The following is a 21,959-nucleotide window of genomic DNA, read 5'->3' as shown; positions in this document are numbered from 1 at the left end:
AGTGCCGCAGCATGACCGTGTTCATCGGTGTCGACGTCGGCACCTCCGTGGTGAAGGCCGCCGCCTTCGACGAGGGCGGCCGGACGCTCGCCGTCGAGTCCCGCCCGGTCGGTCTCGACATCCGCGACGGCCGGGTCGAGCAGGACATGGACGAGGTGTACGAGGCCGTCACCGACGCCCTCGGGACCCTGACCGCCACCCGCCCCGAGGTGCGACTGATCGGCCTCACCGGGCAGGGCGACGGCGTCTGGCTGGTCGGCCCCGACGGCCGCCCCGTGCGCCCGGCGATCTCCTGGATGGACGGCCGGGCGCACGGGCTGGTCGACGAGTGGCTGGCCTCCGGGGTGTTCGAGTCCGTGTTCAGGCGCACCGGCAGCGCGGTGTTCCCCGGCTGCCCCGGCCCGGTCCTCGCCTGGCTGGAACGCCATGAGCCCGCCTCACTGGACGCGGCGGAGACCGCCCTGTACTGCAAGGACATGGTCTTCGAACGCCTCACCGGGCGGCGGGCGACCGATGTGTCGGACGCGTCCATGCCGTTCCTGGACCCCCGCACCCGGGAGTGGGCGGACGAGGTGGTGGACGCCTTCGGGCTCGGCGCCCGGCGCGGGCTGCTGCCGCCCGTCGCCGACCCGCTCGCCACCGCGACCGTGGCCGCCGGGCTGCCCGGCGCCGGTGCCCCCGTCGCCAACGGCCCCTACGACCTGCCCGCCTGCGCCCTCGGCGCGGGGGTGCGGGAACCCGGGGACGGGCTGCTCATCGTGGGCACCTGTCTGGCCTCCCTGGTCGCCACCCGCTCCCTCGCCCTGGACGGGGAGCCGGCCGGGCTGCACATCTCCACCGACCGCCCCGGCCACTGGCTGCGCGCGATGCCCGCGATGGTCGGCACCGCGGCCCTGGACTGGGTCCTCGCCACCACCGGCGTGCGCCACGCCGAGGTCGACGCGCTCCTCGCGGACACCCCGCCGGGGGCGCACGGCGTGCGGGTGCTGCCGTACTTCGCGCCGTCCGGCGAGCGGGCGCCCTTCGTGGAGCCCGGGCTGCGGGCCGAGATGTCCGGGGTGAGCCTGGAGTCCACCCGGGGCGATCTGGTCCGGGCCACCTGCGAGGGGATCGCCTTCGCCGCCCGGCACTGCCTGGAGGCGGCCGGACTCACCGGCTCCCTGGCGGTCTGCGGCGGCGGCACCCGCTCCTCCGCCTGGATGCGCCTCTTCGCCGACGTGCTCGGGAGGGAACTGCGCGTCATGGAGGGCGAGGTGGGGGCACGGGGCGCGGTCCTGGCGTCGGCGCACCGGCACGGGGTGGCGCTGGACACCGCCGCGTGGACGGCGCCGAGCGGGACCGTCGTACCGGACGAGGGCCGGGCCGCCGCGTACACCAAGGCGTACGAGGACCACCTCGACCGCCTCGCCGCGGCCCGCGAACGCGCCCGCCGCGCCTGACGCGTCCTCCGCCGGAAGGCCCCCGTACCGGCACGCCGCGGCCTGAGGCCGGTCTGACAAATCCCGTCCGGGCGGACGACGCCATTTGCCGGACAGGCCGTAGGTCCAGGGGCTGATCACGTCCGCACCTGTCTGCTGCTAGCGTGCAGTTGCATAGAATGTGCAACAAGAAAGCAGTCGGAGGGACCACCGATCATGGCCATCTACACGCTTCCTGAACTCCCGTACGACTACGCGGCGCTCGAGCCGGTGATCAACCCGCAGATCATCGAGCTGCACCACGACAAGCACCACGCCGCGTACGTCAAGGGCGCGAACGACACCCTCGAACAGCTCGAGGAGGCCCGCGACAAGGAGGCCTGGGGCTCGATCAACGGCCTGGAGAAGAACCTCGCGTTCCACCTCTCCGGCCACATCCTGCACAGCATCTACTGGAACAACATGACGGGCCCGAAGGAGGGCGGCGGCGGTGAGCCGCTGGCCGCGGACGGCGTGGGCGACCTCGCGGACGCCATCACCGAGTCCTTCGGCTCCTTCGCCAAGTTCAAGACCCAGCTCACCAAGGCCTCCGCCACCACGCAGGGCTCCGGCTGGGGCGTCCTGGCATACGAGCCCGTCAGCGGCCGGCTGATCGTCGAGCAGGTCTACGACCACCAGGGCAACGTGGGGCAGGGCTCCGTGCCGATCCTGGTGTTCGACGCCTGGGAGCACGCCTTCTACCTGCAGTACAAGAACCAGAAGGTCGACTTCATCGAGGCCATGTGGCAGGTCGTCAACTGGCAGGACGTCGCCAAGCGCTACACCGAGGCCAAGGGCCGCACGCCGCTCATCACGCCCTGACGCCGCCCGCCCCCACCAGGGGCTGATCCGCCCGGCCACCCCGGGGCAACCGCCCCGGGGGCGACCGGGCCACCGGACGCCCTGCTCGTGATCGTCTTCTCAACCTTCACCGGCGGGCGCACAGGGGAACGCCCCCGCGATGACGTGAGTCGCGGGGGCGTTCTCGTACCCGGAGGCAGGACCTGCGGACGCCGGGACTGCGCGGACCCCGGGCCGTTCAGCCGAAGCTGGGCTCCGCCGTGCGGGTGCGCTTGAGCTCGTAGAAACCGGGGACGGAGGCCACCAGCAGGGTGCCGTCCCAGAGCCGGGCCGCCGCCTCGCCCTTGGGGGCGGGGGTGACGACCGGGCCGAAGAAGGCGATCCGCCGACCGTCCGCGCCGGGCACCGCGATGACCGGGGTGCCGACGTCCTGGCCGACCAGCTCGATGCCCTCCTTGTGGGAGGCCCGCAGCTCGGGGTCGTAGGTGCTCTCGCCAGCGTACTTGGCCAGGGAGACGGGCAGGCCCACCTCCTCCAGCGCCTCGGCGACCGCGTCGGGGACCGGGCCGCGGCCCTCGTCGTGGAAGCGGCGGCCGATGGCGGTGTAGAGCGGGCCGACGACCTCGTCGCCGTGCTCCTGCTGCGCGGCGATCACCACGCGCACCGGGCCCCACGCGTGGGTCAGCATCTCCCGGTACTCCTCGGGGAGTTCGTCCATGCGGTCCTCGTTGAGCACGGCGAGGGACATGACATGCCAGCGCACCTCGACGTCGCGGACCTTCTCGACCTCCAGCATCCAGCGGGAGGTCATCCAGGCCCAGGGACAGAGCGGATCGAACCAGAAGTCCGCCGGAGTCTTCCCGTCCGTCTTGTCCGACATATCTCTCCTCGCCTCTCCGGCACCGACGGTGCCTCCCCCGGGGGAACACGCGATGCGCGCGAGGGATTCCCCCGTACCGGCTGCCAGGACCGCATGGGAGGATCGCTGCTGTTCGAACGAGACACGAAGGAGTGCCCGTGCCCGGTGAGAATCTGTCCCGCGACGAGGCCCGCACCCGGGCCGAGCTGCTGACCGTCGAGGGCTACCACGTCGCCCTGGACGTGCGGTCCGCCGTCGGGGACGCCGACGAGGGCGCCGGGCCGCGTACCTTCCGCTCGGTGACCGAGATCCGCTTCCGCGCCGCCGAGCCGGGGGCGTCGACCTTCGTGGACCTGCTGGCACCCGCCGTGACGGCCGTGACGCTGAACGGCCGCGTACTGGACCCGGCCGAGGTCTTCGACGGCAGCCGGATCACGCTGGACCGCGTCGAGGCGGAGAACGTCCTGACCGTGGACGCGCAGTGCGCCTACAGCCGCACCGGCGAGGGCCTGCACCGCTTCGCCGACCCGGAGGACGGCGAGGTCTACCTCTACACCCAGTACGAGCCGGCCGACGCCCGCCGGGTCTTCGCGACCTTCGAGCAGCCCGACCTCAAGGCCCCGTTCCGCTTCGAGGTCACCGCGCCCGAGGGCTGGACGGTGTGGAGCAACGGAGAGGGCGCCCGCGGCGAGGACGGCACCTGGCGCTTCACGGAGACCCGGCCGGTCTCCACGTACATCACGGCCGTGGTGGCCGGCCCGTACCACTACGAGACGGACCTGTACGAGCGGGAGCTGCCGGACGGCACGGTGCTGCGCATCCCGCTGGGCGCGATGTGCCGCAAGGGCCTGGCCCGGCACTTCGACGCGGACGACATCTTCCTCGTGACCAAGCAGGGCCTGGACTTCTTCCACGAGCACTTCGACTACCCGTACCCCTTCGGGAAGTACGACCAGGCCTTCGTGCCCGAGTACAACATCGGCGCCATGGAGAACCCGGGCATGGTGACCTTTCGCGAGGAGTTCGTCTTCCGGGGCAAGGTCACCACCGCCGCCTACGAGCGGCGCGCCAATGTGATCCTGCACGAGATGGCGCACATGTGGTTCGGCGACCTGGTCACCATGGAGTGGTGGGACGACCTGTGGCTGAAGGAGTCCTTCGCGGACTTCATGGGCTCCTTCTCGATGGTGGAGGCGACCCGGTTCACCAACGGCTGGGTGACCTTCGCCAACAACCGCAAGGCATGGGCCTACCGGGCCGACCAGCTCCCCTCCACGCACCCGATCACGGCGGACATCCGCGATCTGGAGGACGCCAAGCTCAACTTCGACGGGATCACCTACGCCAAGGGCGCAGCCGTCCTCAAGCAGCTCGTCGCCTATGTGGGCCGGGACGCCTTCCTGGAGGGCGCGCGGCGCTACTTCAAGCGGCACGCGTACGGGAACACCACCCTGGCCGACCTGCTGGCGGTGCTGGAGGAGACCTCCGGGCGCGACATGACCGAGTGGTCGCGGGCCTGGCTCCAGACCGCGGGCGTCGACGCGCTCACCCCCGAGGTGACCCTCGGCACCGACGGGCGGGTCACCGGCCTGGCCGTGGCACAGGACGGGGAGACCCTGCGGCCGCACCGGGTGGTCGTGGGCCTCTACCGGGTCGAGGGCGAGAAGCTGGTGCGCTACGCGCAGGCCGGCACGGACGTGACCGGGGCGCGGACCGAGGTGCCGGAGCTGGTGGGCGCGGACGGGCCGGACCTGGTGCTGGTCAACGACGAGGACCTCACCTACTGCAAGGTCCGCTTCGACGAGCGGTCCCTGGACACCCTGCGGGCGCACCTCGGCGACATCGACGACCCGCTGGCCCGCGCGCTCGGGTGGTCGGCCCTGTGGAACCTGACCCGGGACGCGCTGCTGCCGGCCCGGGAGTTCATCGCCCTGGTACTGCGCTTCGCCGGGCGGGAGTCGGACATCGGCGTCCTCCAGATGCTGCACGCCTGGGCGCGGACCGCCCTGGCGCGGTACGCGGCGCCCGGCTGGCGCGAGGAGGGCGGCCGGCTGCTCGCCGATGGCGCGCTCGCCGAGCTGCGGCGCGCGGAGCCGGGCAGCCAGCACCAGCTCACCTGGGCGCGGTTCCTCGCCTCGGTGGCCTCCGCTCCGGCGGACCTCCAGCTGCTCGCGGGGCTGCTGGACGGCACGGCGCGGATCGACGGCCTGGACGTCGACCAGGAGCTGCGCTGGGCGTTCCTGGAGCCGCTGGCGGCGCACGGCGCGGCCGACGAGGCGGGGATCGCGGCGGAGCTGGCCCGGGACGACACCGCCTCGGGGAAGCGGCACGAGGTGCGCTGCCTGGCCGCGCGGCCGTCGGCGGCGGTCAAGGACCAGGCGTGGGCCGCGGTCGTGGAGTCCGACAGACTGTCGAACGCGCTGGTGGAGGCGACGATCGCGGGCTTCGTCCAGCCGTCCCAGCGGGAACTGCTCGCGCCCTACACGCCGAAGTACTTCGCCGCGATCGAGCGGGTGTGGTCCGAGCGGTCCATCCAGATCGGCATGGACGTGGTGAGCGGTCTGTACCCGGCGCTCCAGGACTCCCCGGCGACGCTGGAGGCGACGGACGCGTGGCTGGACGCGCACGTCTCGGCGGCGCCCGCGCTGCGGCGGCTGGTGCTGGAGGCGCGGGACGACCTGGCCCGCGCGCTGCGGGCGCAGGTGGCGGACACCCCGGTGTGAACCACGCCCCGGTCCGGGCCGGGATCGGTCGGGGCCGGGTACCGGCCGGACGCGGCACCGGTACTCGGCACTCGAACGTCCGTCCTTTAGGACGGGGTCGTCCCGAATTGCCGACGAGCGTGTAACAGCGGTTAGCGGGCGGGCGCCCCGGGGGCATGCCCTCCGCATGGAACAGTGCCACACCCCCCTCCCCCTCACCGCCCCGCCCGCCGTCCGTGAACTCGTCGTCTGCGGCACCGAGTTGCGGACCGGCGGCGTCTCCCCTGCACAGGTCGCGCAGCAGTGCCGCACGGGCGGCTGGCAGGTGCTGCTGCCCGGCGTGTACCTGCTGCGCCCCGGCCCGGCGACCGGGCCCGAACTGCTCCGCGCCGCCCTGCTGTACGCGGGGCGCCCCGTCCTGCCCGCCCAGCGGCGGGTGTCCGAGCCCTACGGCGACGCGATGGTGACCGGGCTCGCGGCCCTGGCGCTGCACGGCTTCTCCGCCGCGCCCGCACTCGACGCCCTGGAGACGGTCGACGTCCTGGTGGCGCGCACCCGGCGGCTGCGGTCCACCGGGTGCGTACGCCTGGTGCGCGGGCACGCCCTGCCGGCGCCCGAGAAGATCGACGGGCTGCCCGTCGCGCCGCCCGCCCGCGCGGTCGCGGACGCGGTCGCCCAGTGGGACGACGACCCGGAGGCGGTGCGACGGCTGCTCACCGAGGCCGTACGCGGACGCCACTGCGAACCCCAGGAGCTGGTCAGGGAGTTGAACGAGGCACGGCTGCTGGTGCGCCCGCACGTGGTGGACGCGGTCGACACGCTCCTCGCCGAGGGCCGGGCCCTCGCGGAGGGGCGGCTGTACGAGATGGTGCGCGCCCACGGACTGCCCGAGCCGCTGTGGAACGTGGACCTCCGGCTGCCCGGCGGGCCGCCGCTGGGCGGGCTGGACGCGTACTGGCCGGACCAGGCGGTCGCCGTGGAGCTGGACACCCGGGCGCCCCGGCAGGACGAGGCGGCCCTGTGGTCGGAGTACAGCCGCAAGCGGGACACCCTGGAGCGTCTGGGCATCACCGTGGTGCACCTCACGCCCCGCAAGCTGCGGGAGTCCCCCGGGCAGCAGGCGGTGGTGGTGCGCACGGCCCTGATGGCGGCGGCGGACCGCGAGCCGGCCGCGTACGTCGTGGTCCTGCCGCGTTGAACAACCGTCACCCCCACACCCTTCCGCCACATCCGGGGGGAGAGGTTCCGTACCGGTACCTTCCGATTCGACCCGACTGGCAGGTTCCGCTTACTGGCGGGTTCCCGCCATGCGCACATCACGTCTAGGTCAACTCTCCACAAACCCCTGTCATTTGCGAAAGGGTGAGCGGTCATCCGGCACCGAAATCCGGACCGTCTCTTTCACCAACAGGGATGCAGATGACCCCCCAGTCCCAGAGCACCACCTCAGGTCGCTCCATACCCGCCCGCAGACGCGCGGGCAGGGTGGCAGCGGCCGCTTCGATGGTGGCGGCACTCGTCGCCACGGGCGTGGCCCCCGCCTTCGCCTCCGTGCCCACCGCCGACCCGGCGGGCACCGGCGGTGTGAAGGCCACGGAGCCGTCGGACAAGATCGGCAAGGCCGACACCGACCTCCTCGCCGAGGCCCAGGCCACCGGTCAGAAGAACGTGACCGTCATGGTCGCGGCCACGCCCGGCGCGACCGACAAGGTCGCCGCCCAGCTCGACTCCGTCGAGGGCGCCACCGTCGGCCGCACCTTCGACGAGATCGGCTATGTCAGCGCCACGCTCCCCACAGCGAAGGCGGAGGCCGCGCTGAAGGCGGCGGCCAAGCTCACTTCCGTGCAGGGCATCGACCTCAAGCACGAGATCGAGCTGGACGACCCGACCCCGGCGGCCGACACCGTGAAGGCAGCCGGCAAGGCGGCCAAGCAGTCCGCGGCCTACCCGGCGCCGGACAGGAAGACGCCCGCGGTCAACCCGTACAACCCGTCCTTCGAGACGGGCGCGGTGGACTTCGTCAAGAAGAACCCCAAGGCCGACGGCCGCGGTGTCACCATCGGCATCCTCGACTCGGGCATCGACCTGGGCCACCCGGCGCTCCAGAAGACCACCACCGGCGAGCGCAAGATCGTCGACTGGGTCACCGCGACCGACCCGGTGGCGGACGGCGACGGCACCTGGCTGCGTATGAACCAGGCCGTCAGCGGCCCGGCGTTCACGGCCTCCGGCCGCACCTGGAAGGCGCCGGCCGGCTCCTGGCACTTCAGCCTGTTCCGGGAGTCCGCCACCCTCGGCGGCGACATGGCGGGCGACCTCAACCGGGACGGCGACACCACCGACACCTGGGGCGTCCTCTACGACGCGGGCACCCGCACCGCGCGGGTCGACCTCGACAACGACGGGGACTTCACCAACGACACCGTGATGAAGCCGTACAAGAACGGCTTCCAGGTCGGCTACTTCGGCAAGGACGACCCGGCGACCCCCGTGGCCGAGCGGATCCCGTTCGTGATCGAGGTCCGCAAGGACGTCGTCTACGGCGCCGGCGCCAAGGCCGACTACGTCAGCATCGGCATCATCGAGGGCTCGCACGGCACCCACGTCGCCGGCATCACCGCCGCCAACAGCCTCTTCGGCGGCAAGATGAACGGCGCGGCGCCCGGCGCCAAGCTGGTCTCCTCCCGCGCCTGCACCTGGAGCGGCGGCTGCACCAACATCGCGCTCACCGAGGGCATGGCCGACCTGGTCATCAACCGCGGCGTGGACATCGTCAACATGTCCATCGGCGGTCTGCCCGCGCTGAACGACGGCAACAACGCGCGCGCCGAGCTGTACAACCGGCTCATCGACACCTACGGCGTCCAGCTGGTGATCTCGGCCGGCAACTCCGGCCCGGGCACCAACACCCTGGGCGACCCGGCCGTCGCGGACAAGGTCGTCTCCGTCGGCGCGGCCATCTCCAAGGAGACCTGGGCGGCCAACTACGGCTCCGCCGTGGCCAAGGACTACGCGATGCTGCCCTTCTCCTCGCGCGGTCCGCGTGAGGACGGCGGCTTCACGCCCACGATCGTCGCGCCCGGCGCCTCGATCAACACCACTCAGACCTGGAGCCCGGGCGGCCCGGTCGCCGAGGCGGGCTACCAGCTCCCGCCCGGCTACTCGATGCTGCAGGGCACCTCGATGTCCGCCCCGCAGACCGCGGGCGCCGCGGCCCTGCTGCTCTCGGCCGCGAAGCAGAAGGACATCGAGCTCACCCCGGCCAAGCTGCGCACCGCGCTGACCAGCACCGCCAAGACCATCGACGGTGTGCTCGCGCACGAGCAGGGCTCCGGTCTGATCGACGTCGTCGACGCCTGGAAGGCCATCAAGAAGGGCGCCGAGGCGCACGAGTACCGCGTCAAGGCCCCGGTCGACACCGCGATCGACTTCGCGCTGAAGACCCCGGGCTTCGGCACCGGCCTCTACGACCGCGAGGGCGGCCTCCAGGTCGGCAAGGCGCGGACGTACGACATCACCATCACCCGCACCACCGGCCCGAAGAAGGCCGTGGCGCACACCCTGAAGTGGAAGAACAACGACGGCACCTTCAGGCTGCTGAGCGGTAAGAAGATCAAGCTGCCGCTCGACCAGCCGGTCACCGTCACCGTCCAGGCGAAGGCCCGCACCGCCGGTGTCCACAGCGCGGTCCTGCTCGCCGACGACGCGAAGACGGTCGGCACGGACAAGCAGATCCTGACGACGGTCGTCGCCTCCAAGGCGCTGGCCGCCCCGTCCTACGCGGTCGCCGAGTCCGGCTCGGTGCAGCGCAACAGCCACAGGTCCTACTTCGTCACCGTCCCCGAGGGCACCAAGAACCTCGAGGTCGCCATCAGCGGTCTCGCCAAGGACAGCCAGACCCGCTTCATCGCCCTGCACCCGTACGGCGTGCCGGTCGACCCGACCTCCACGATCAACTGCTACCCGAACTACAACAACCCGGCGAACACCTGCCGTCCGGACGTCCGGTCGTACGCGAACCCGACCCCGGGCGTCTGGGAGATCGAGGTCGAGTCGCGGCGCACGTCGCCGCTGCTGGACAACCCGTACAAGCTCGACGTGAGCGTGCTCGGCGCCTCCTTCGACCCGGCGGTGCAGACGATCCCCGAGGCGAAGGTCGGCACCCCGGCGGACGTCCAGTGGAACGTGACCAACGAGTTCGGCGCGATCGAGGGCAAGCTCGCCGGCGGCGCGCTCGGCTCCGCCAAGGTGGCCCGTCCGTCGATCAAGCACGGCGAGTCCCTGGTCTACGACCTCACCATCGGTGAGGGCGTGGAGCGTCTGGACGTCGCCATCGGCTCCACCTCGGACACCGGCGCGGACCTCGACCTCACGGTCTACCGCGGCACCACCCAGGTCGGCCAGGCGGCGGACGCCGACTCGGAGGAGGCCGTGCGTCTGGTCAAGCCGGCCGCCGGCGCCTACCGGATCGTCGTGGACGGCTACTCGGTCCCGGCCGGGACCACCGAGTTCGACTACCGCGACGTGTTCTTCTCCCCGTCGCTCGGCACGCTGAAGGTGGACGGCAGCACGCCGGTCTCCCTCGGCAGCGGCCAGTCCGCCACCGTCGGCGCGCAGGTCGTGGTGGCCGGCGCCGCTCCCGAGGGACGCCAGTTCTTCGGCGAGGCGACGCTGGTGAACGCGCGCGGCACCGCCGCGGGCGCGGGCAGCGTGGTGATCTCCAAGGTCACCGAGTAACGCCCGTCAGCGCATGACGGCGGGGCGGTGGCCTTCGGGCTCCCGCCCCGTCGGCGTTCCCGGGGCGCGGGAGAGGACGGCCGCCGTGGATGACGTCCGTCACAGCGGGGCGCCGGAGTGTGGCACATGTCCCATCCACCGGACAATCGATTGGACAGGCCGGACCTGGAAAGACGCATCATGGAGCGGCACCCGTGCCGCAACCGCGCACACGCACGGACGGAACGTACGGAGGAACTCGTGAAGGTCGGAATCGTCGGAGCCACCGGGCAGGTCGGCACGGTCATGCGCAGGATCCTCGCCGAGCGAAAGTTCCCGGTCGACGAGCTGCGGCTCTTCGCCTCCGCCCGCTCCGCCGGCTCCGCCATCGCCTGGGAGGGCCGGGAGATCACCGTGGAGGACGCCGCGACGGCCGACTACACGGGCCTGGACATCGTGCTCTTCTCCGCGGGCGGCGCCACCTCCAAGGCCCTCGCCGAGAAGGTCGCCGGCCAGGGGGCGGTCGTGATCGACAACTCCTCCGCCTGGCGCCGCGACCCCGAGGTCCCGCTGGTGGTCTCCGAGGTCAACCCGCACGCGATCAAGGACCGCCCCAAGGGGATCATCGCCAACCCGAACTGCACCACCATGGCCGCCATGCCGGTCCTGAAGCCCCTGCACATCGAGGCGGGGCTGACCGCGCTGGTCGCCACCACCTACCAGGCCGTCTCCGGTTCCGGTCTGGCCGGTGTCGCCGAGCTGGACGGGCAGGTCAAGGAGGTCGCGGGCCGCGCGACCGAGCTGACCCACGACGGCGGGGCCGTCGAGTTCCCCGAGCCCGGTGTCTACAAGCGCCCGATCGCCTTCAACGTGCTGCCGCTGGCCGGCTCGATCGTGGACGACGGCAGCTTCGAGACCGACGAGGAGCAGAAGCTCCGCAACGAGTCCCGCAAGATCCTGGAGATCCCGGAGCTGAAGGTCGCCGGCACCTGTGTGCGCGTGCCGGTCTTCTCCGGCCACTCCCTCCAGGTCAACGCCCGCTTCGAGCGCCCGATCGGCGTGGCGCGCGCCTACGAGCTCCTGGGCGAGGCGCCGGGCGTCGAGCTGTCCGAGATCCCGACCCCCCTCCAGGCGGCCGGCAAGGACGTCTCCTACGTGGGCCGCATCCGGGTGGACGAGACCGTCGAGCACGGGCTCTCCCTCTTCCTGTCCGGCGACAACCTGCGCAAGGGCGCGGCGCTGAACGCGGTCCAGATCGCGGAGCTGGTCGCGGACGAACTGCGCGGCTGAGCGCGGCCGCGCTCCCGCACGGCCGCCGTGGGGGCGGGCGCCCGGTCCGGGTGCCCGCCCCCACGGCGTGCGCGGGCCCGGCCCCGCACCCGGCCCGCTCCGGGCCGCACGCCGGTCAGGACGGGCCCGAGGTGCGGCGGTAGGCGGCGTCGATGGAGGCCGGCGCCTCGCCGAGGCCGAGCGCGGTCAGCTCCGCCACCGCCTGCGGCAGGAGGTTGATGCCCACGCCCACCGGCCGCAGCCGCCGGGCAGCCCCCACGATCCGGGGCCGCAGCCCCGCCGCGTGCAGGCTCAGGGCGCAGCTCAGCCCCCCGATACCGGCCCCCGCGATCACGATCCGCCGACTTTCCATGTCCGCCCCCCTGTCCGCCCCCCTGTCCGTCCGCCGCGTCCCCCGCGGCCCTGCGCGCCATCCTCCCGCGCGCCCGGGCCCGGCGGCCCGATTCCCCCGGGCGCGGCGGGGGCGCCGCGTGGAAGGATGGCCGCACACATCGCAAACCGAGGAGATGACCGGGTGCCTGGCACGAACCTGACCCGTGACGAGGCGCGTGAGCGCGCGCGCCTGATCACCGTCCACTCGTACGAGATCGACCTCGATCTCTCCGGCGCGCAGGAGGGCGGAATCTACCGGTCCGTCACCACCGTGCGCTTCGCCTCGGCCGAGGCCGGGGCCGAGACCTTCGTCGACCTGGTCGCCCCCGCCGTCCACGAGGTGGTGCTCAACGGCAGGGACCTGGACGTCGCGTCGGTCTTCCGGGACGCGCGGATCGCCCTGCGGCACCTGCGCGAGGGCGACAACGAGCTGCGCGTGGTCGCGGACTGCTCGTACACCAACACCGGTGAGGGCCTGCACCGCTTCGTCGACCCGGTGGACCAGCAGGCCTACCTGTACACGCAGTTCGAGGTGCCGGACGCGCGCCGGGTGTTCGCCAACTTCGAGCAGCCCGACCTGAAGGCCACCTTCGCCTTCACCGTGAAGGCCCCCGAGGGCTGGACCGTGATCTCCAACTCCCCGGCCGGCGAGCCGAAGGACAACGTCTGGACCTTCGAGCCCACGCCCCGGATCTCCACCTACATCACGGCCCTGATCGCCGGCCCGTACCACAGCGTGCACAGCACCTGGGAGAAGGACGGCCGCACGGTCCCGCTGGGGATCTACTGCCGCCCCTCGCTCGCCGAGTACCTGGACGCGGAAGCGATCTTCGAGGTCACCCGGCAGGGCTTCGACTGGTTCGAGGACAAGTTCGACTACGCCTACCCGTTCGCCAAGTACGACCAGCTCTTCGTGCCGGAGTTCAACGCCGGCGCCATGGAGAACGCGGGCGCGGTCACCATCCGCGACCAGTACGTCTTCCGCTCCAAGGTGACGGACGCGGCCTACGAGGTGCGGGCCGAGACGATCCTGCACGAGCTGGCCCACATGTGGTTCGGCGACCTCGTCACCATGGAGTGGTGGAACGACCTCTGGCTGAACGAGTCGTTCGCCACCTACACCTCCATCGCCTGCCAGGCCCACGCGCCGGGCTCGAAGTGGCCGCACGCGTGGACCACCTTCGCGAACTCCATGAAGACCTGGGCGTACCGGCAGGACCAGCTGCCGTCGACCCACCCGATCATGGCCGAGATCCGCGATCTCGACGACGTTCTCGTGAACTTCGACGGGATCACCTACGCCAAGGGCGCCTCCGTTCTGAAGCAGCTCGTCGCCTATGTCGGCATGGACGAGTTCTTCCGGGGCGTGCAGGCGTACTTCAAGGCGCACGCCTTCGGCAACACGCGGCTGTCGGACCTGCTCGGCGCCCTGGAGGAGACCAGCGGCCGGGATCTGAAGACCTGGTCGAAGGCGTGGCTGGAGACGGCCGGGATCAACATCCTGCGCCCGGAGATCACCACCGACGCCTCGGGCACGGTCACCGCCTTCGCGGTGCGCCAGGAGGCCCCCGCGCTGCCGGTGGGCGCCAAGGGCGAGCCCGTGCTGCGTCCGCACCGCATCGCGATCGGTCTCTACGACCTGGACGCGGCCGGGAAGCTGGTGCGCACCGAACGCGTCGAGCTGGACGTGGACGGCGAGCTGACCGAGGTGCCCGCGCTGGTGGGCCGGCCGCGTCCGGCGGTCGTCCTGCTCAACGACGACGACCTGAGCTACGCCAAGGTGCGCCTCGACGAGGAGTCACTGCGCACGGTCACCGCGCACCTGGGTGACTTCGCCGAGTCCCTGCCGCGCGCCCTGTGCTGGGCCTCCGCCTGGGACATGACCCGGGACGGCGAGCTGGCCACCCGCGACTACCTGGAGCTGGTGCTCTCCGGCATCGGCAAGGAGTCCGACATCGGCGTGGTGCAGTCGCTGCACCGCCAGGTGAAGCTGGCCCTCGACCTGTACGCGGACCCGGCCTGGCGCGAGACGGGCCTGACCCGCTGGACGGACGCCACGCTGGCGCATCTGCGGGCGGCCGAGCCGGGCGGGGACCACCAGCTCGCCTGGGCGCGGGCGTTCGCCGCGACCGCGCGCACCCCGCAGCAGCTCGACCTCCTCCAGTCCCTGCTGGAGGGCACCGAGTCGGTCGAGGGCCTGGCCGTCGACACCGAGCTGCGCTGGGCGTTCGTGGAGCGGCTGGCGGCGACGGGCGTCTACGACGAGGACGAGATCGCCGCCGAGTACGAGCGCGACCGGACGGCGGCGGGCGAGCGCCACGCGGCCACCGCGCGGGCGGCCCGGCCGACCCCGGAGGCCAAGGAGGAGGCATGGGCCTCGGTCGTCGAGGGCGACGCGCTGCCCAACGCCGTCCAGGAGGCGGTGATCGGCGGCTTCGTGCAGACGGACCAGCGTGAACTGCTCGCGCCGTACGCGGAGCGGTACTTCGCCGCGCTGAAGGACGTGTGGGAGTCCCGCAGCCACGAGATGGCGCAGCAGGTGGCGACCGGGCTCTACCCGTCCCTCCAGGTGACGCCGGAGACGCTGGCGGCGACCGACGCGTGGCTGGAGTCTGCCCGGCCGAACGCGGCCCTGCGGCGGCTGGTCTCGGAGTCCCGCGCGGGCGTGGAGCGCGCGCTCGCCGCCCAGGCGGCGGACGGGGCCGCGAGCACGCGGTAGGCGTGCGGGGCGCGCGTCCTGCCGGGCGTGGCACGGCAGCAGATCGAGGGGCTCGCCGGGCGGGTCCGGCCGGCGCGGCACGACAGCGGAGCGGGCGTCCCGGGCGCAACCCGCGGTAGTCCCGGGCTGCGCGCGCGTCCGGCGAACGCGCGGCAGGCGCACGGGGCGCGCGTCCGGTGAACGCGCTGCAGGCGCGCGGGGCGCGCGTCCTGCCGCGGGCGGGCCCGGAGAGCGGCGGCGAGCGCGCCGGGTGCAACCCGCGATCCTGCGCTGCGGGCGCGTCCGGGCGTGCGGGGCGCGCGTCCTGCCGGGCGTGGCACGGCAGCAGATCGAGGGGCTCGCCGGGCGTCTCCGGCCGGCGCGGCACGACAGCGGAGCGGCGGGCTCGCCGGGCGTCTCCGGAGGGCGTGCGGGCGGGCCCGGCGAGTTGGGGCGGGGCGGCGGGCGCGCCGGGTGCAACCCGCGGTAATCCCGCGCTGCGCGCGGGCTCGGCGCGCTCGGCAGGTGCCGCGTGCGGGCCGGGGAGAAGGAGGCGCGCCGGGTCATCACGACCCGGCGCGCCTCCTTGCGTTTTCGGCCGCGAGGAACGCGCCAGTTCAGCGCCCCGTGGTCAACACCCTTACGCAGAGCGGGATATGCTCCCGCCCGTCGTTTCATATGATCTTTCCCGTTCGATTCTGAGTCTGAGGATGCTGATGGTTCGACAGGGAACGGCGGCCCGGGCCACCGGGCCGGGATCCGGCCTCGTGTGGCAACTGCCCGTCGCCGTGACGGTCGCGGGCGCGGTCGCGGCCGTCCTGCTCGTGTCCGACGCGGCCCGGACGCCGGTGGCGATCGTCTGCGCGGTCGCCGTCGCCGCGGTCGCCGCCGCCTGCGCCGAGACCGCGCGGCGGGGCCGCAGGATCGCCGAACTGCACGCCAGATCCGCCGCGCAGGAGGCGGAACTCGCCCGCCGTACCACCGAGACCAGCCGCCTCGCCGGTGAACTCCTGCCCCGCGTGGTGGCCGACCTGCGCAAGGGAGCCTTCACCGAGGACGTCCTCGCCGGTCTCGACACCTCTCCCGAGCACCGGGCGGTCCTCCGCTCGGTGGTCGACGCGGTGAGCGCCGAGGAGGACCTGCGCGAGTCCGCGCAGCGCGCCTTCGTGAACATCGCCCGCCGGGTGCAGGCCATCGTCCACCAGCAGGCCCAGGAGCTGCGGGAGATGGAGGACCGGCACGGCCGGAACCCCGAGGTCTTCGGCGACCTGCTCCGCATCGACCACGGCACCGCGCTGATCGGCCGGCTCGCCGACTCCATCGCCGTGCTCGGCGGGGCGCGCCCCGGGCGCCAGTGGAGCAAGGCCGTCCCGCTGTACAGCGTGATGCGCGGCGCGATGTCCCGGATCATCGACTACCAGCGCGTCGAGCTGCACACGGTCTCCGAGGTCGCCGTCGTCGGCAGGGCCGTCGAGCCGCTGATCCACGCGCTGTCCGAACTGCTGGACAACGCCACCCGCTACTCGCCGCCGCAGACCAGGGTCCATCTGACCGCGGTGGACGTGCAGTCGGGCATCGCCGTCGAGATCGAGGACGGCGGCGTCAGCATGAGCGAGGAGGCCCGGGGCCGGGCCGAGCGCATGCTGCGCCAGGCGCAGCAGGGCATCGACGTCAACGACCTCGGCGAGACCCCCCGGCTGGGTCTCGCGGTGGTCGGCCGGCTGGCGCAGGCGTACGGCTTCCAGGTCTCGCTGCGGTCCTCGGCGTACGGCGGTGTGCGCGCCGTCCTCGTGGTGCCGCAGGACCTGATCACCACCACCGCGTCGGCCACCGGCCTCGCGCACGGCATCGGCACCGCCTCCGGTCCCCGGGCGTCCGCCTCCGCCGCGCCGGCCGCGCCCGCGGGGGTCGCCGCCCCCGCCGCGTACGCCGCTGCGGAGGCACGGCCGCGTCCCGTCACCGGGCCCACCGCCCCGCTCCCCTCGGAGGAGGAGGTCCCCCTGGTGACCGAGCGGACCGCGGGCGGGCTGCCCCAGCGCCGCCGCAAGACACGCGCGGCCGCGCCCGCCCTCGCCGCCGACGGCACCGCGCCTTCCCCGACCGCACCGGACCCGGAGCCGGCGGTACAGCCGGGTATGTGGCTGTCCGCGTTCCAGAGCGGCCTGTCCGGTGAGACCCCCCAGACGAACAACGGAAACGAGCAGCCATGATTCAGCGGCAGTCCCATCACAGCAACATGGACTGGATGCTCAAGGACCTGGCGGAGGGCGTCCCCCAGACCCGGAACGTCGTCGTCCTGTCCGCCGACGGCCTGCGCATGGCCCAGTACGGGGCGGACGACGACACCGCCGACCGGCTGGCCGCGGCCTGTGCCGGCCTGCAGAGCCTCGCGGGCGCGGTGGCCGCCGAACTCCCCAGCGGCGAGGGCCGGATGCGGCTCGTCGTGATCGAGATGGACGGCGGCTTCTTCTACCTGATGGCCGCCGGCGCCGGTGCCTACCTCGCCGTCCTGGCGGACGAGGGCGTCGACGCCGGACTGATGGGCCAGCGCATGCGCGACCTCGTACTGCGGATCGGAGAGCACCTGAGCACGCCGCCCCGGCACGACGGGCAGACCGGGTGAGCGACGCGGGCGCGGACTGGGAGGAGACCAGTCCGGAGCGGCTGTACGTGATCACGGGCGGCCGCAGCGGCTCCTCCGTAGCGGCCTCCTTAGACCTGGTCACGCTGATCGTGGCCAGGTCGGGGCCGAAGCCCGGCATGCAGCCTGAGCACGCGGCGATCATCAGGATCTGCCAGGCGCCGTTGTCGGTGGCCGAGATCTCCGCGTATCTGAGTCTGCCGGTGAGTGTGGTCACCGTGCTGCTCAGCGACCTTCTGGCCGAGGACAGGGTGCTCGCCCGCGCACCCGTCCGGGCGGCCTCCCTCCCCGACCGCGCTTTGATTGAGGCAGTGATCGATGGACTTCAAAAGCTCTGAGCAGCCTCTCGGCCCGCGGAGCGAGGACGTGCTGCCGACGACCGCCACGGCCGCCGTCAAGGTGGTCGTCGTGGGCGGCTTCGGCGTCGGAAAGACGACCCTGGTCGGCTCGGTCAGCGAGATCCGCCCGCTGACGACCGAGGAGACGATGACCCAGGCGGGCGTCGGTGTGGACGACATCGCCGGGGTCGAGCGCAAGAGCTCGACGACGGTCGCGATGGACTTCGGCCGTATCAGCATCAACGAGGAGCTGGTGCTGTACCTCTTCGGCACTCCGGGGCAGGAACGCTTCTGGTTCCTGTGGCGCGGGCTCTTCGAGGGCGCCCTCGGCGCGGTGGTGCTGGTCGACACCCGCCGGCTGGAGGTCAGCTTCGACGTGATCGGGCGGCTGGAGGAGCGCGGGGTGCCGTTCGTGGTGGCCGTCAACTCCTTCCCGGACGCGCCGGTCTACCCCGTGGAGGAGTTGCGGGGCGCGCTGGACCTGCCGGACTCGGTGCCGATCGTGCTGTGCGACGCGCGGTCGCGGACGTCGAGCCGGGACGTGCTGATGGCGCTGATGCGGTATCTGCAGTCGCTGGCGACGGCGCAGCAGGCGGTCTGACACGGCGGGTGCGCCCGAGGCACCCGCCGTGCCTCCCTCCCCGGACCGCGGTCCCTTCGCTCCCCGGACCGCGGTCCCTTCCCGCTCCGGGCCCCGGCTCTCTCCGCTCCGGCCCCGGGCCCGGCCGTTTCCGGACAGCGCCTGTCCGGTGCCGCCCGATTCGCCGGGGAATCGTCCCGTTGGATCGGCCACGGTGGCTGAGTACGATGCGCGATAGTTGATCACTCTGAGGTGCAAGTTGCGCTTGTGACACCGGTGTTGACGCGTCGCACCCGCATCGAGAGGAAGGCCGCCGCCGTGGAGCCCGAGCTGACCGTTCCACCGCTCTTCACCCCCATACCCCCGGCCATCCACCCCCGCCACGCGGACATCGACGTCCAGACCGCGGCCTGGGCGGAGACCTTCCGGATCGGCTCGGAAAGCCTGCGCGCCAAGCTGGTGACGCAGGACATCGGCACCTTCTCGGCGCGGATCCTCCCCGAGGGCCGCGAGGAGGTCGTCTCCCTCCTCGCGGACTTCGTGCTGTGGCTCTTCGGCGTCGACGACGGCCACTGCGAGGAGGGCGAACTGGGCCACCGGCCTGGCGAGCTGGCCGGACTTCTGCACCGGCTGATCCGCGTCGCGCAGAACCCCGAGGCCCCGATGCTCCTCGACGACCCCCTCGCGGCCGGGCTGCGCGACCTGCGTCTGCGCGTCGACCGCTACGGCACCCCCGGCCAGACGGCCCGCTGGGTGGACGCCCTGCGCGAGTACTTCTTCTCCGTGGTCTGGGAGGCGGCCCACCGCCGCGCGGGCACCGTGCCCACCCTCAACGACTACACCCTGATGCGCCTGTACGACGGCGCCACCTCCGTGGTCCTGCCGATGCTGGAGATGGGCCACGGCTACGAACTCCAGCCCCACGAACGCGACAGCACCCCGGTGCGGGCCGCCGCCGAGATGGCGTCCTTCGTCATCACCTGGGACAACGACATCTTCTCGCACCACAAGGAACGCCGTGGCTCCGGCTACTGGCTCAACGCCCTGCGCGTCCTGGAGGAACACGAGGGCTGCACACCGCAGCAGGCCCTGCGCACCGCCATCGCCCAGCGCGACCGCGTGATGTGCCTCTTCACGCGTCTCGCGGACCACCTCTCCCGCCACGGCAGCCCCCAGCTCCGCCAGTACGTCGCCGGCCTCTCCAGCTTCATCCGCGGCGCCCAGGACTGGGGCATCACCTCCGTCCGCTACACCACCCCGGACGACCCCGCCGGCCTCCCCCCGTCCTTCACCACCACCCCGACCGACGCCCGCCACCACCCCCTCGGCATCCCCGCCGTCGACTGGTGGTGGAACCTCGTCCCGGCCCCCCGCCCCCAGTCCCCCCACGCCGGCTGCGCCGCGGGGCGGGCGGCCTGAGGGGGCGGCGGCCGTGGGCGTCTCATGCGCAATGAACTCACTGGAGATGGACGCCTCACGACCACCGAAGGGCCGCGAAACCGGGCAATGGCTCAGATCTTGCTCAGATCAGCACTCACAGGGACAGAAGAAGTCGATCACTGTGATTGAGTGATCTTGCACGGGACGACGCCGGGGGGCGTCGCCCATACGGCCGGCGTCCGCGTCGGCCGTGTCAGTGCCTGCATCCAACTCCTCTGACCATGGAGCCCCTTGTGAAGCTGTTTCATCGCGCGACGCTCATATCCGTCGTCTGCGCCGCCGTCACCCTGACCGGGGTGGGCGCGGCAAACGCCGCCACCGTCGCACCTCGACCCGCCGCGATTTCCACCTCCACTGAGGTCTCGCACGAGCAGATCGACGAACTGGCGCGCTACCTGGAAGCCATCCACGAAGGAGAACTCCGTTCCGCGGACGGCTCCTTCGACAGAACCGCCGCGGTCTCCCTGTTCGGTGCCGAGTTCGCGGACGCCGTGGAGACCGAGCTCTCCGAGCGCCAGGTCGCCTCCGCCGGAGCGAAGTCGACCCTGAGCGCCAAGGCAGCCAAGGGCAAAGACAGTTATGGCAAGTGCCTGCTCAAGGCGGTAGGACTCGGCGGCCTCGGCGGGGCCACGTCGGCCATCATGAACAAGCTGTCGGAGAAGAAGTGGTCCGACGCCGCCCGCCTCATCACCAAGGAGGCAGCGAAGCGTGGCGTAAAGATCGCGGTGAAGGGTGGGGTCGTCGGTCTGGCGGCCAGCCTCGCGGCCAGCGCGATCTGGTGCGCGACGCCTTGGGCGTGAGCGTCCACCGCGGGTGACGCGGCGGCAGGACGGCGCGAGGCTCCGTCCTGCCGTCGCCGGTTGCCGCCGTTCTCCGGTCACGCACCCAGGGCCTACGGGCCGCTACGGGATATCGACCCGCACGATCGCGCGCAGTTCCGTCAGGTACTCCTCGAAGCGTTCCCGGCCCGTCGGGGAGAGGCGGACGCGGGTGACCGCGTGGCGGCGTTCGCGGAACTTGGCGATCTCGATCAGGTCGTCCTTCTCCAGGATGCCGAGTTGCCTGGACAGTTCGGGGGTGGACAGGCCCAGGGCCTCCTGGAGGTCGGCGAAGTTGGCCTGCTGGACGTGGCGGAGGGCGCCCAGGATCGCGAGGCGGTTGGGCGAGTGCATCACGGTCGAGAGTCTGGCTCTCGGCTGCTCGGGCATGTCAACGCCGCCAACGCAGGACGAGGTACGCCAGCAGTGCGGCGGCGGGGACGGTGGCCGCGGCGAGCGCGTCGGACAGGGGCGCGGGATTGTCCCAGAGGAGCTTCACGCCGGGGAAAGCCGAGGTCACGACCGCCAGCAGGAAGACGCTCTCCTCGACCTTGGTGTGCGGCCTGCGCCCCGGCGCCCCGAGGTGGAACCAGCGCCAGCCCAGCACGATCCCGAAGACCACAGCCAGGGCGAGGCACCCGACGAGGAGCGGAATCCGGTTCGCCGCGGCGGTCACGGCGACCGCGAAGAGCGCCGCCGCCGAGAGCGGGCCGAGCAGCCGCTCCACGGAACCGGCGGGCCGGGCCAGGACCGGCGCCTCCTCGATGACCCTCAACTGCTCCGCACGGTCTGCCTCCTGTGCCATGAACGCCCCCTTCTCCGGTGCTTCGCGATTTTTTTCACTTTCAGATTACGCTCACGGTTACCAAAAATGCAACCAGATGGCGAGGCGGCAACCTGGCCGGCGCGCGGCCGGGCGAGCATGGCAAAGGGGCGCCCCGGGTGCGTGTGTACGCACCCGGGGCGCCCCGAAGGAAGGGTCAGAGCCCGGGGGTCAGCCGTGCTTCCTGGACTTGTCGAGCACCATCACCAGGCCGGTGATCACCACGAACAACGCGATCGGAGCGATCACGAACAGGCCCAGCGTCTCGGCCACGCTCAGGCCGGTACCCGGGTCGTCGCCGTCGTCGCGGGTGAGCGCGAGCGCGGGAGACGACATGAGCAGCATCATCAGCGTCGTACCGGCCGCGACGGCGCCGGCGCGCAAGGCGTTCTTCTTGTCCACGGTGCCAACGTAGCGAACGCCC

General features: G+C 72.3%; 17 protein-coding genes and 1 pseudogene. 13 read left to right on the top strand and 5 right to left on the bottom strand.

Annotation, left to right across the window (positions count from 1 at the left end; all coding sequences use genetic code 11):
• Positions 1-17: 17 nt before the first annotated feature.
• Positions 18-1,439, top strand: coding sequence for an FGGY-family carbohydrate kinase (locus tag C593_RS0107150; RefSeq protein ID WP_026277441.1), 1,422 nt, complete (start codon positions 18-20; stop codon positions 1,437-1,439).
• Positions 1,440-1,634: 195 nt separating this feature from the next.
• Positions 1,635-2,279 carry a superoxide dismutase gene (locus tag C593_RS0107145; protein WP_018846613.1) on the top strand — a complete coding sequence of 215 codons (645 nt, stop codon included), beginning with the start codon at positions 1,635-1,637 and terminating at the stop codon, positions 2,277-2,279.
• Between the two features lie 217 nt (positions 2,280-2,496).
• Here the strand turns inward: C593_RS0107145 and C593_RS0107140 are convergent, their stop codons facing one another.
• Positions 2,497-3,138, bottom strand: a complete 642-nt coding sequence (locus C593_RS0107140) for a mycothiol-dependent nitroreductase Rv2466c family protein (protein ID WP_018846612.1) — start codon at positions 3,136-3,138, stop codon at positions 2,497-2,499.
• A gap of 137 nt (positions 3,139-3,275) precedes the next feature.
• Between C593_RS0107140 and pepN (C593_RS0107135) the strand changes: the two genes are divergently transcribed.
• The 4 genes from pepN (C593_RS0107135) to C593_RS0107120 all read left to right on the top strand — a co-directional run bounded on the left by pepN (C593_RS0107135) (position 3,276) and on the right by C593_RS0107120 (position 11,825).
• On the top strand, positions 3,276-5,840 hold the full coding sequence (gene pepN / locus C593_RS0107135; protein WP_018846611.1) for an aminopeptidase N: 2,565 nt from the start codon (positions 3,276-3,278) through the stop codon (positions 5,838-5,840).
• Positions 5,841-6,006: 166 nt separating this feature from the next.
• On the top strand, positions 6,007-7,017 hold the full coding sequence (locus C593_RS0107130) for a hypothetical protein (protein WP_018846610.1): 1,011 nt from the start codon (positions 6,007-6,009) through the stop codon (positions 7,015-7,017).
• Positions 7,018-7,232: 215 nt separating this feature from the next.
• Positions 7,233-10,556 (top strand): S8 family serine peptidase, encoded by a 3,324-nt coding sequence (locus tag C593_RS0107125; protein ID WP_026277440.1) that lies wholly within the window; start codon positions 7,233-7,235, stop codon positions 10,554-10,556.
• Between the two features lie 240 nt (positions 10,557-10,796).
• Positions 10,797-11,825: an aspartate-semialdehyde dehydrogenase gene (locus tag C593_RS0107120; RefSeq protein ID WP_026277439.1), complete on the top strand. Its 1,029-nt coding sequence runs from the start codon at positions 10,797-10,799 to the stop codon at positions 11,823-11,825.
• Between the two features lie 142 nt (positions 11,826-11,967).
• On the opposite strand, the pseudogene C593_RS0107115 reads toward C593_RS0107120, so the two are convergent.
• Positions 11,968-12,177: pseudogene (locus tag C593_RS0107115) on the bottom strand (flavin-dependent oxidoreductase); the annotation flags it as partial.
• A gap of 162 nt (positions 12,178-12,339) precedes the next feature.
• Between C593_RS0107115 and pepN (C593_RS0107110) the strand changes: the two are divergent.
• The 7 genes from pepN (C593_RS0107110) to C593_RS30915 all read left to right on the top strand — a co-directional run bounded on the left by pepN (C593_RS0107110) (position 12,340) and on the right by C593_RS30915 (position 20,694).
• Positions 12,340-14,916, top strand: coding sequence for an aminopeptidase N (gene pepN, locus C593_RS0107110; RefSeq protein WP_018846606.1), 2,577 nt, complete (start codon positions 12,340-12,342; stop codon positions 14,914-14,916).
• A 695-nt stretch (positions 14,917-15,611) separates the two neighbouring features.
• Positions 15,612-17,105, top strand: coding sequence for an ATP-binding protein (locus C593_RS0107105; RefSeq protein WP_026277438.1), 1,494 nt, complete (start codon positions 15,612-15,614; stop codon positions 17,103-17,105).
• The gene (locus C593_RS0107100) at positions 17,102-17,518 is read left to right on the top strand and encodes a roadblock/LC7 domain-containing protein (protein ID WP_018846604.1); all 417 of its coding nucleotides are present in this window, start codon (positions 17,102-17,104) and stop codon (positions 17,516-17,518) included. Before C593_RS0107105 ends, C593_RS0107100 begins: the two co-directional genes overlap by 4 nt.
• Positions 17,515-17,874: a DUF742 domain-containing protein gene (locus tag C593_RS0107095; protein ID WP_018846603.1), complete on the top strand. Its 360-nt coding sequence runs from the start codon at positions 17,515-17,517 to the stop codon at positions 17,872-17,874. Before C593_RS0107100 ends, C593_RS0107095 begins: the two co-directional genes overlap by 4 nt.
• The gene (locus tag C593_RS0107090; RefSeq protein WP_026277437.1) at positions 17,855-18,475 is read left to right on the top strand and encodes an ATP/GTP-binding protein; all 621 of its coding nucleotides are present in this window, start codon (positions 17,855-17,857) and stop codon (positions 18,473-18,475) included. Before C593_RS0107095 ends, C593_RS0107090 begins: the two co-directional genes overlap by 20 nt.
• Before the next feature lie 297 nt (positions 18,476-18,772).
• Positions 18,773-19,873, top strand: a complete 1,101-nt coding sequence (locus C593_RS0107085) for a selina-4(15),7(11)-diene synthase (protein ID WP_018846601.1) — start codon at positions 18,773-18,775, stop codon at positions 19,871-19,873.
• Between the two features lie 254 nt (positions 19,874-20,127).
• Positions 20,128-20,694 carry a hypothetical protein gene (locus C593_RS30915; RefSeq protein ID WP_018846600.1) on the top strand — a complete coding sequence of 189 codons (567 nt, stop codon included), beginning with the start codon at positions 20,128-20,130 and terminating at the stop codon, positions 20,692-20,694.
• Between the two features lie 102 nt (positions 20,695-20,796).
• Here the strand turns inward: C593_RS30915 and C593_RS0107075 are convergent, their stop codons facing one another.
• The 3 genes from C593_RS0107075 to C593_RS0107065 form a co-directional block, all read right to left on the bottom strand.
• Positions 20,797-21,066, bottom strand: coding sequence for a transcriptional regulator (locus C593_RS0107075; RefSeq protein ID WP_018846599.1), 270 nt, complete (start codon positions 21,064-21,066; stop codon positions 20,797-20,799).
• A gap of 37 nt (positions 21,067-21,103) precedes the next feature.
• Positions 21,104-21,517 (bottom strand): hypothetical protein, encoded by a 414-nt coding sequence (locus C593_RS0107070; protein WP_486591084.1) that lies wholly within the window; start codon positions 21,515-21,517, stop codon positions 21,104-21,106.
• Between the two features lie 189 nt (positions 21,518-21,706).
• Positions 21,707-21,937 (bottom strand): hypothetical protein, encoded by a 231-nt coding sequence (locus tag C593_RS0107065; RefSeq protein ID WP_018846597.1) that lies wholly within the window; start codon positions 21,935-21,937, stop codon positions 21,707-21,709.
• Between the last annotated feature and the right edge of the window lie 22 nt (positions 21,938-21,959).

It is taken from the genome of Streptomyces sp. CNT372 (assembly GCF_000377145.1).
This window is presented reverse-complemented; position numbering and strand designations above follow the sequence as displayed.

Coding starts and splice junctions, on each gene's coding strand:
- C593_RS0107090 (WP_026277437.1), top strand. CDS start 17,855: ATGGACTTCAAAAGCTCTGAGCAGCCTCTCGGCCCGCGGAGCGAGGAC.
- C593_RS0107075 (WP_018846599.1), bottom strand. CDS start 21,066: ATGCACTCGCCCAACCGCCTCGCGATCCTGGGCGCCCTCCGCCACGTC.
- C593_RS0107105 (WP_026277438.1), top strand. CDS start 15,612: ATGGTTCGACAGGGAACGGCGGCCCGGGCCACCGGGCCGGGATCCGGC.
- C593_RS0107100 (WP_018846604.1), top strand. CDS start 17,102: ATGATTCAGCGGCAGTCCCATCACAGCAACATGGACTGGATGCTCAAG.
- C593_RS0107140 (WP_018846612.1), bottom strand. CDS start 3,138: ATGTCGGACAAGACGGACGGGAAGACTCCGGCGGACTTCTGGTTCGAT.
- C593_RS0107145 (WP_018846613.1), top strand. CDS start 1,635: ATGGCCATCTACACGCTTCCTGAACTCCCGTACGACTACGCGGCGCTC.
- C593_RS0107125 (WP_026277440.1), top strand. CDS start 7,233: ATGCAGATGACCCCCCAGTCCCAGAGCACCACCTCAGGTCGCTCCATA.
- C593_RS0107070 (WP_486591084.1), bottom strand. CDS start 21,517: ATGGCACAGGAGGCAGACCGTGCGGAGCAGTTGAGGGTCATCGAGGAG.
- C593_RS0107130 (WP_018846610.1), top strand. CDS start 6,007: ATGGAACAGTGCCACACCCCCCTCCCCCTCACCGCCCCGCCCGCCGTC.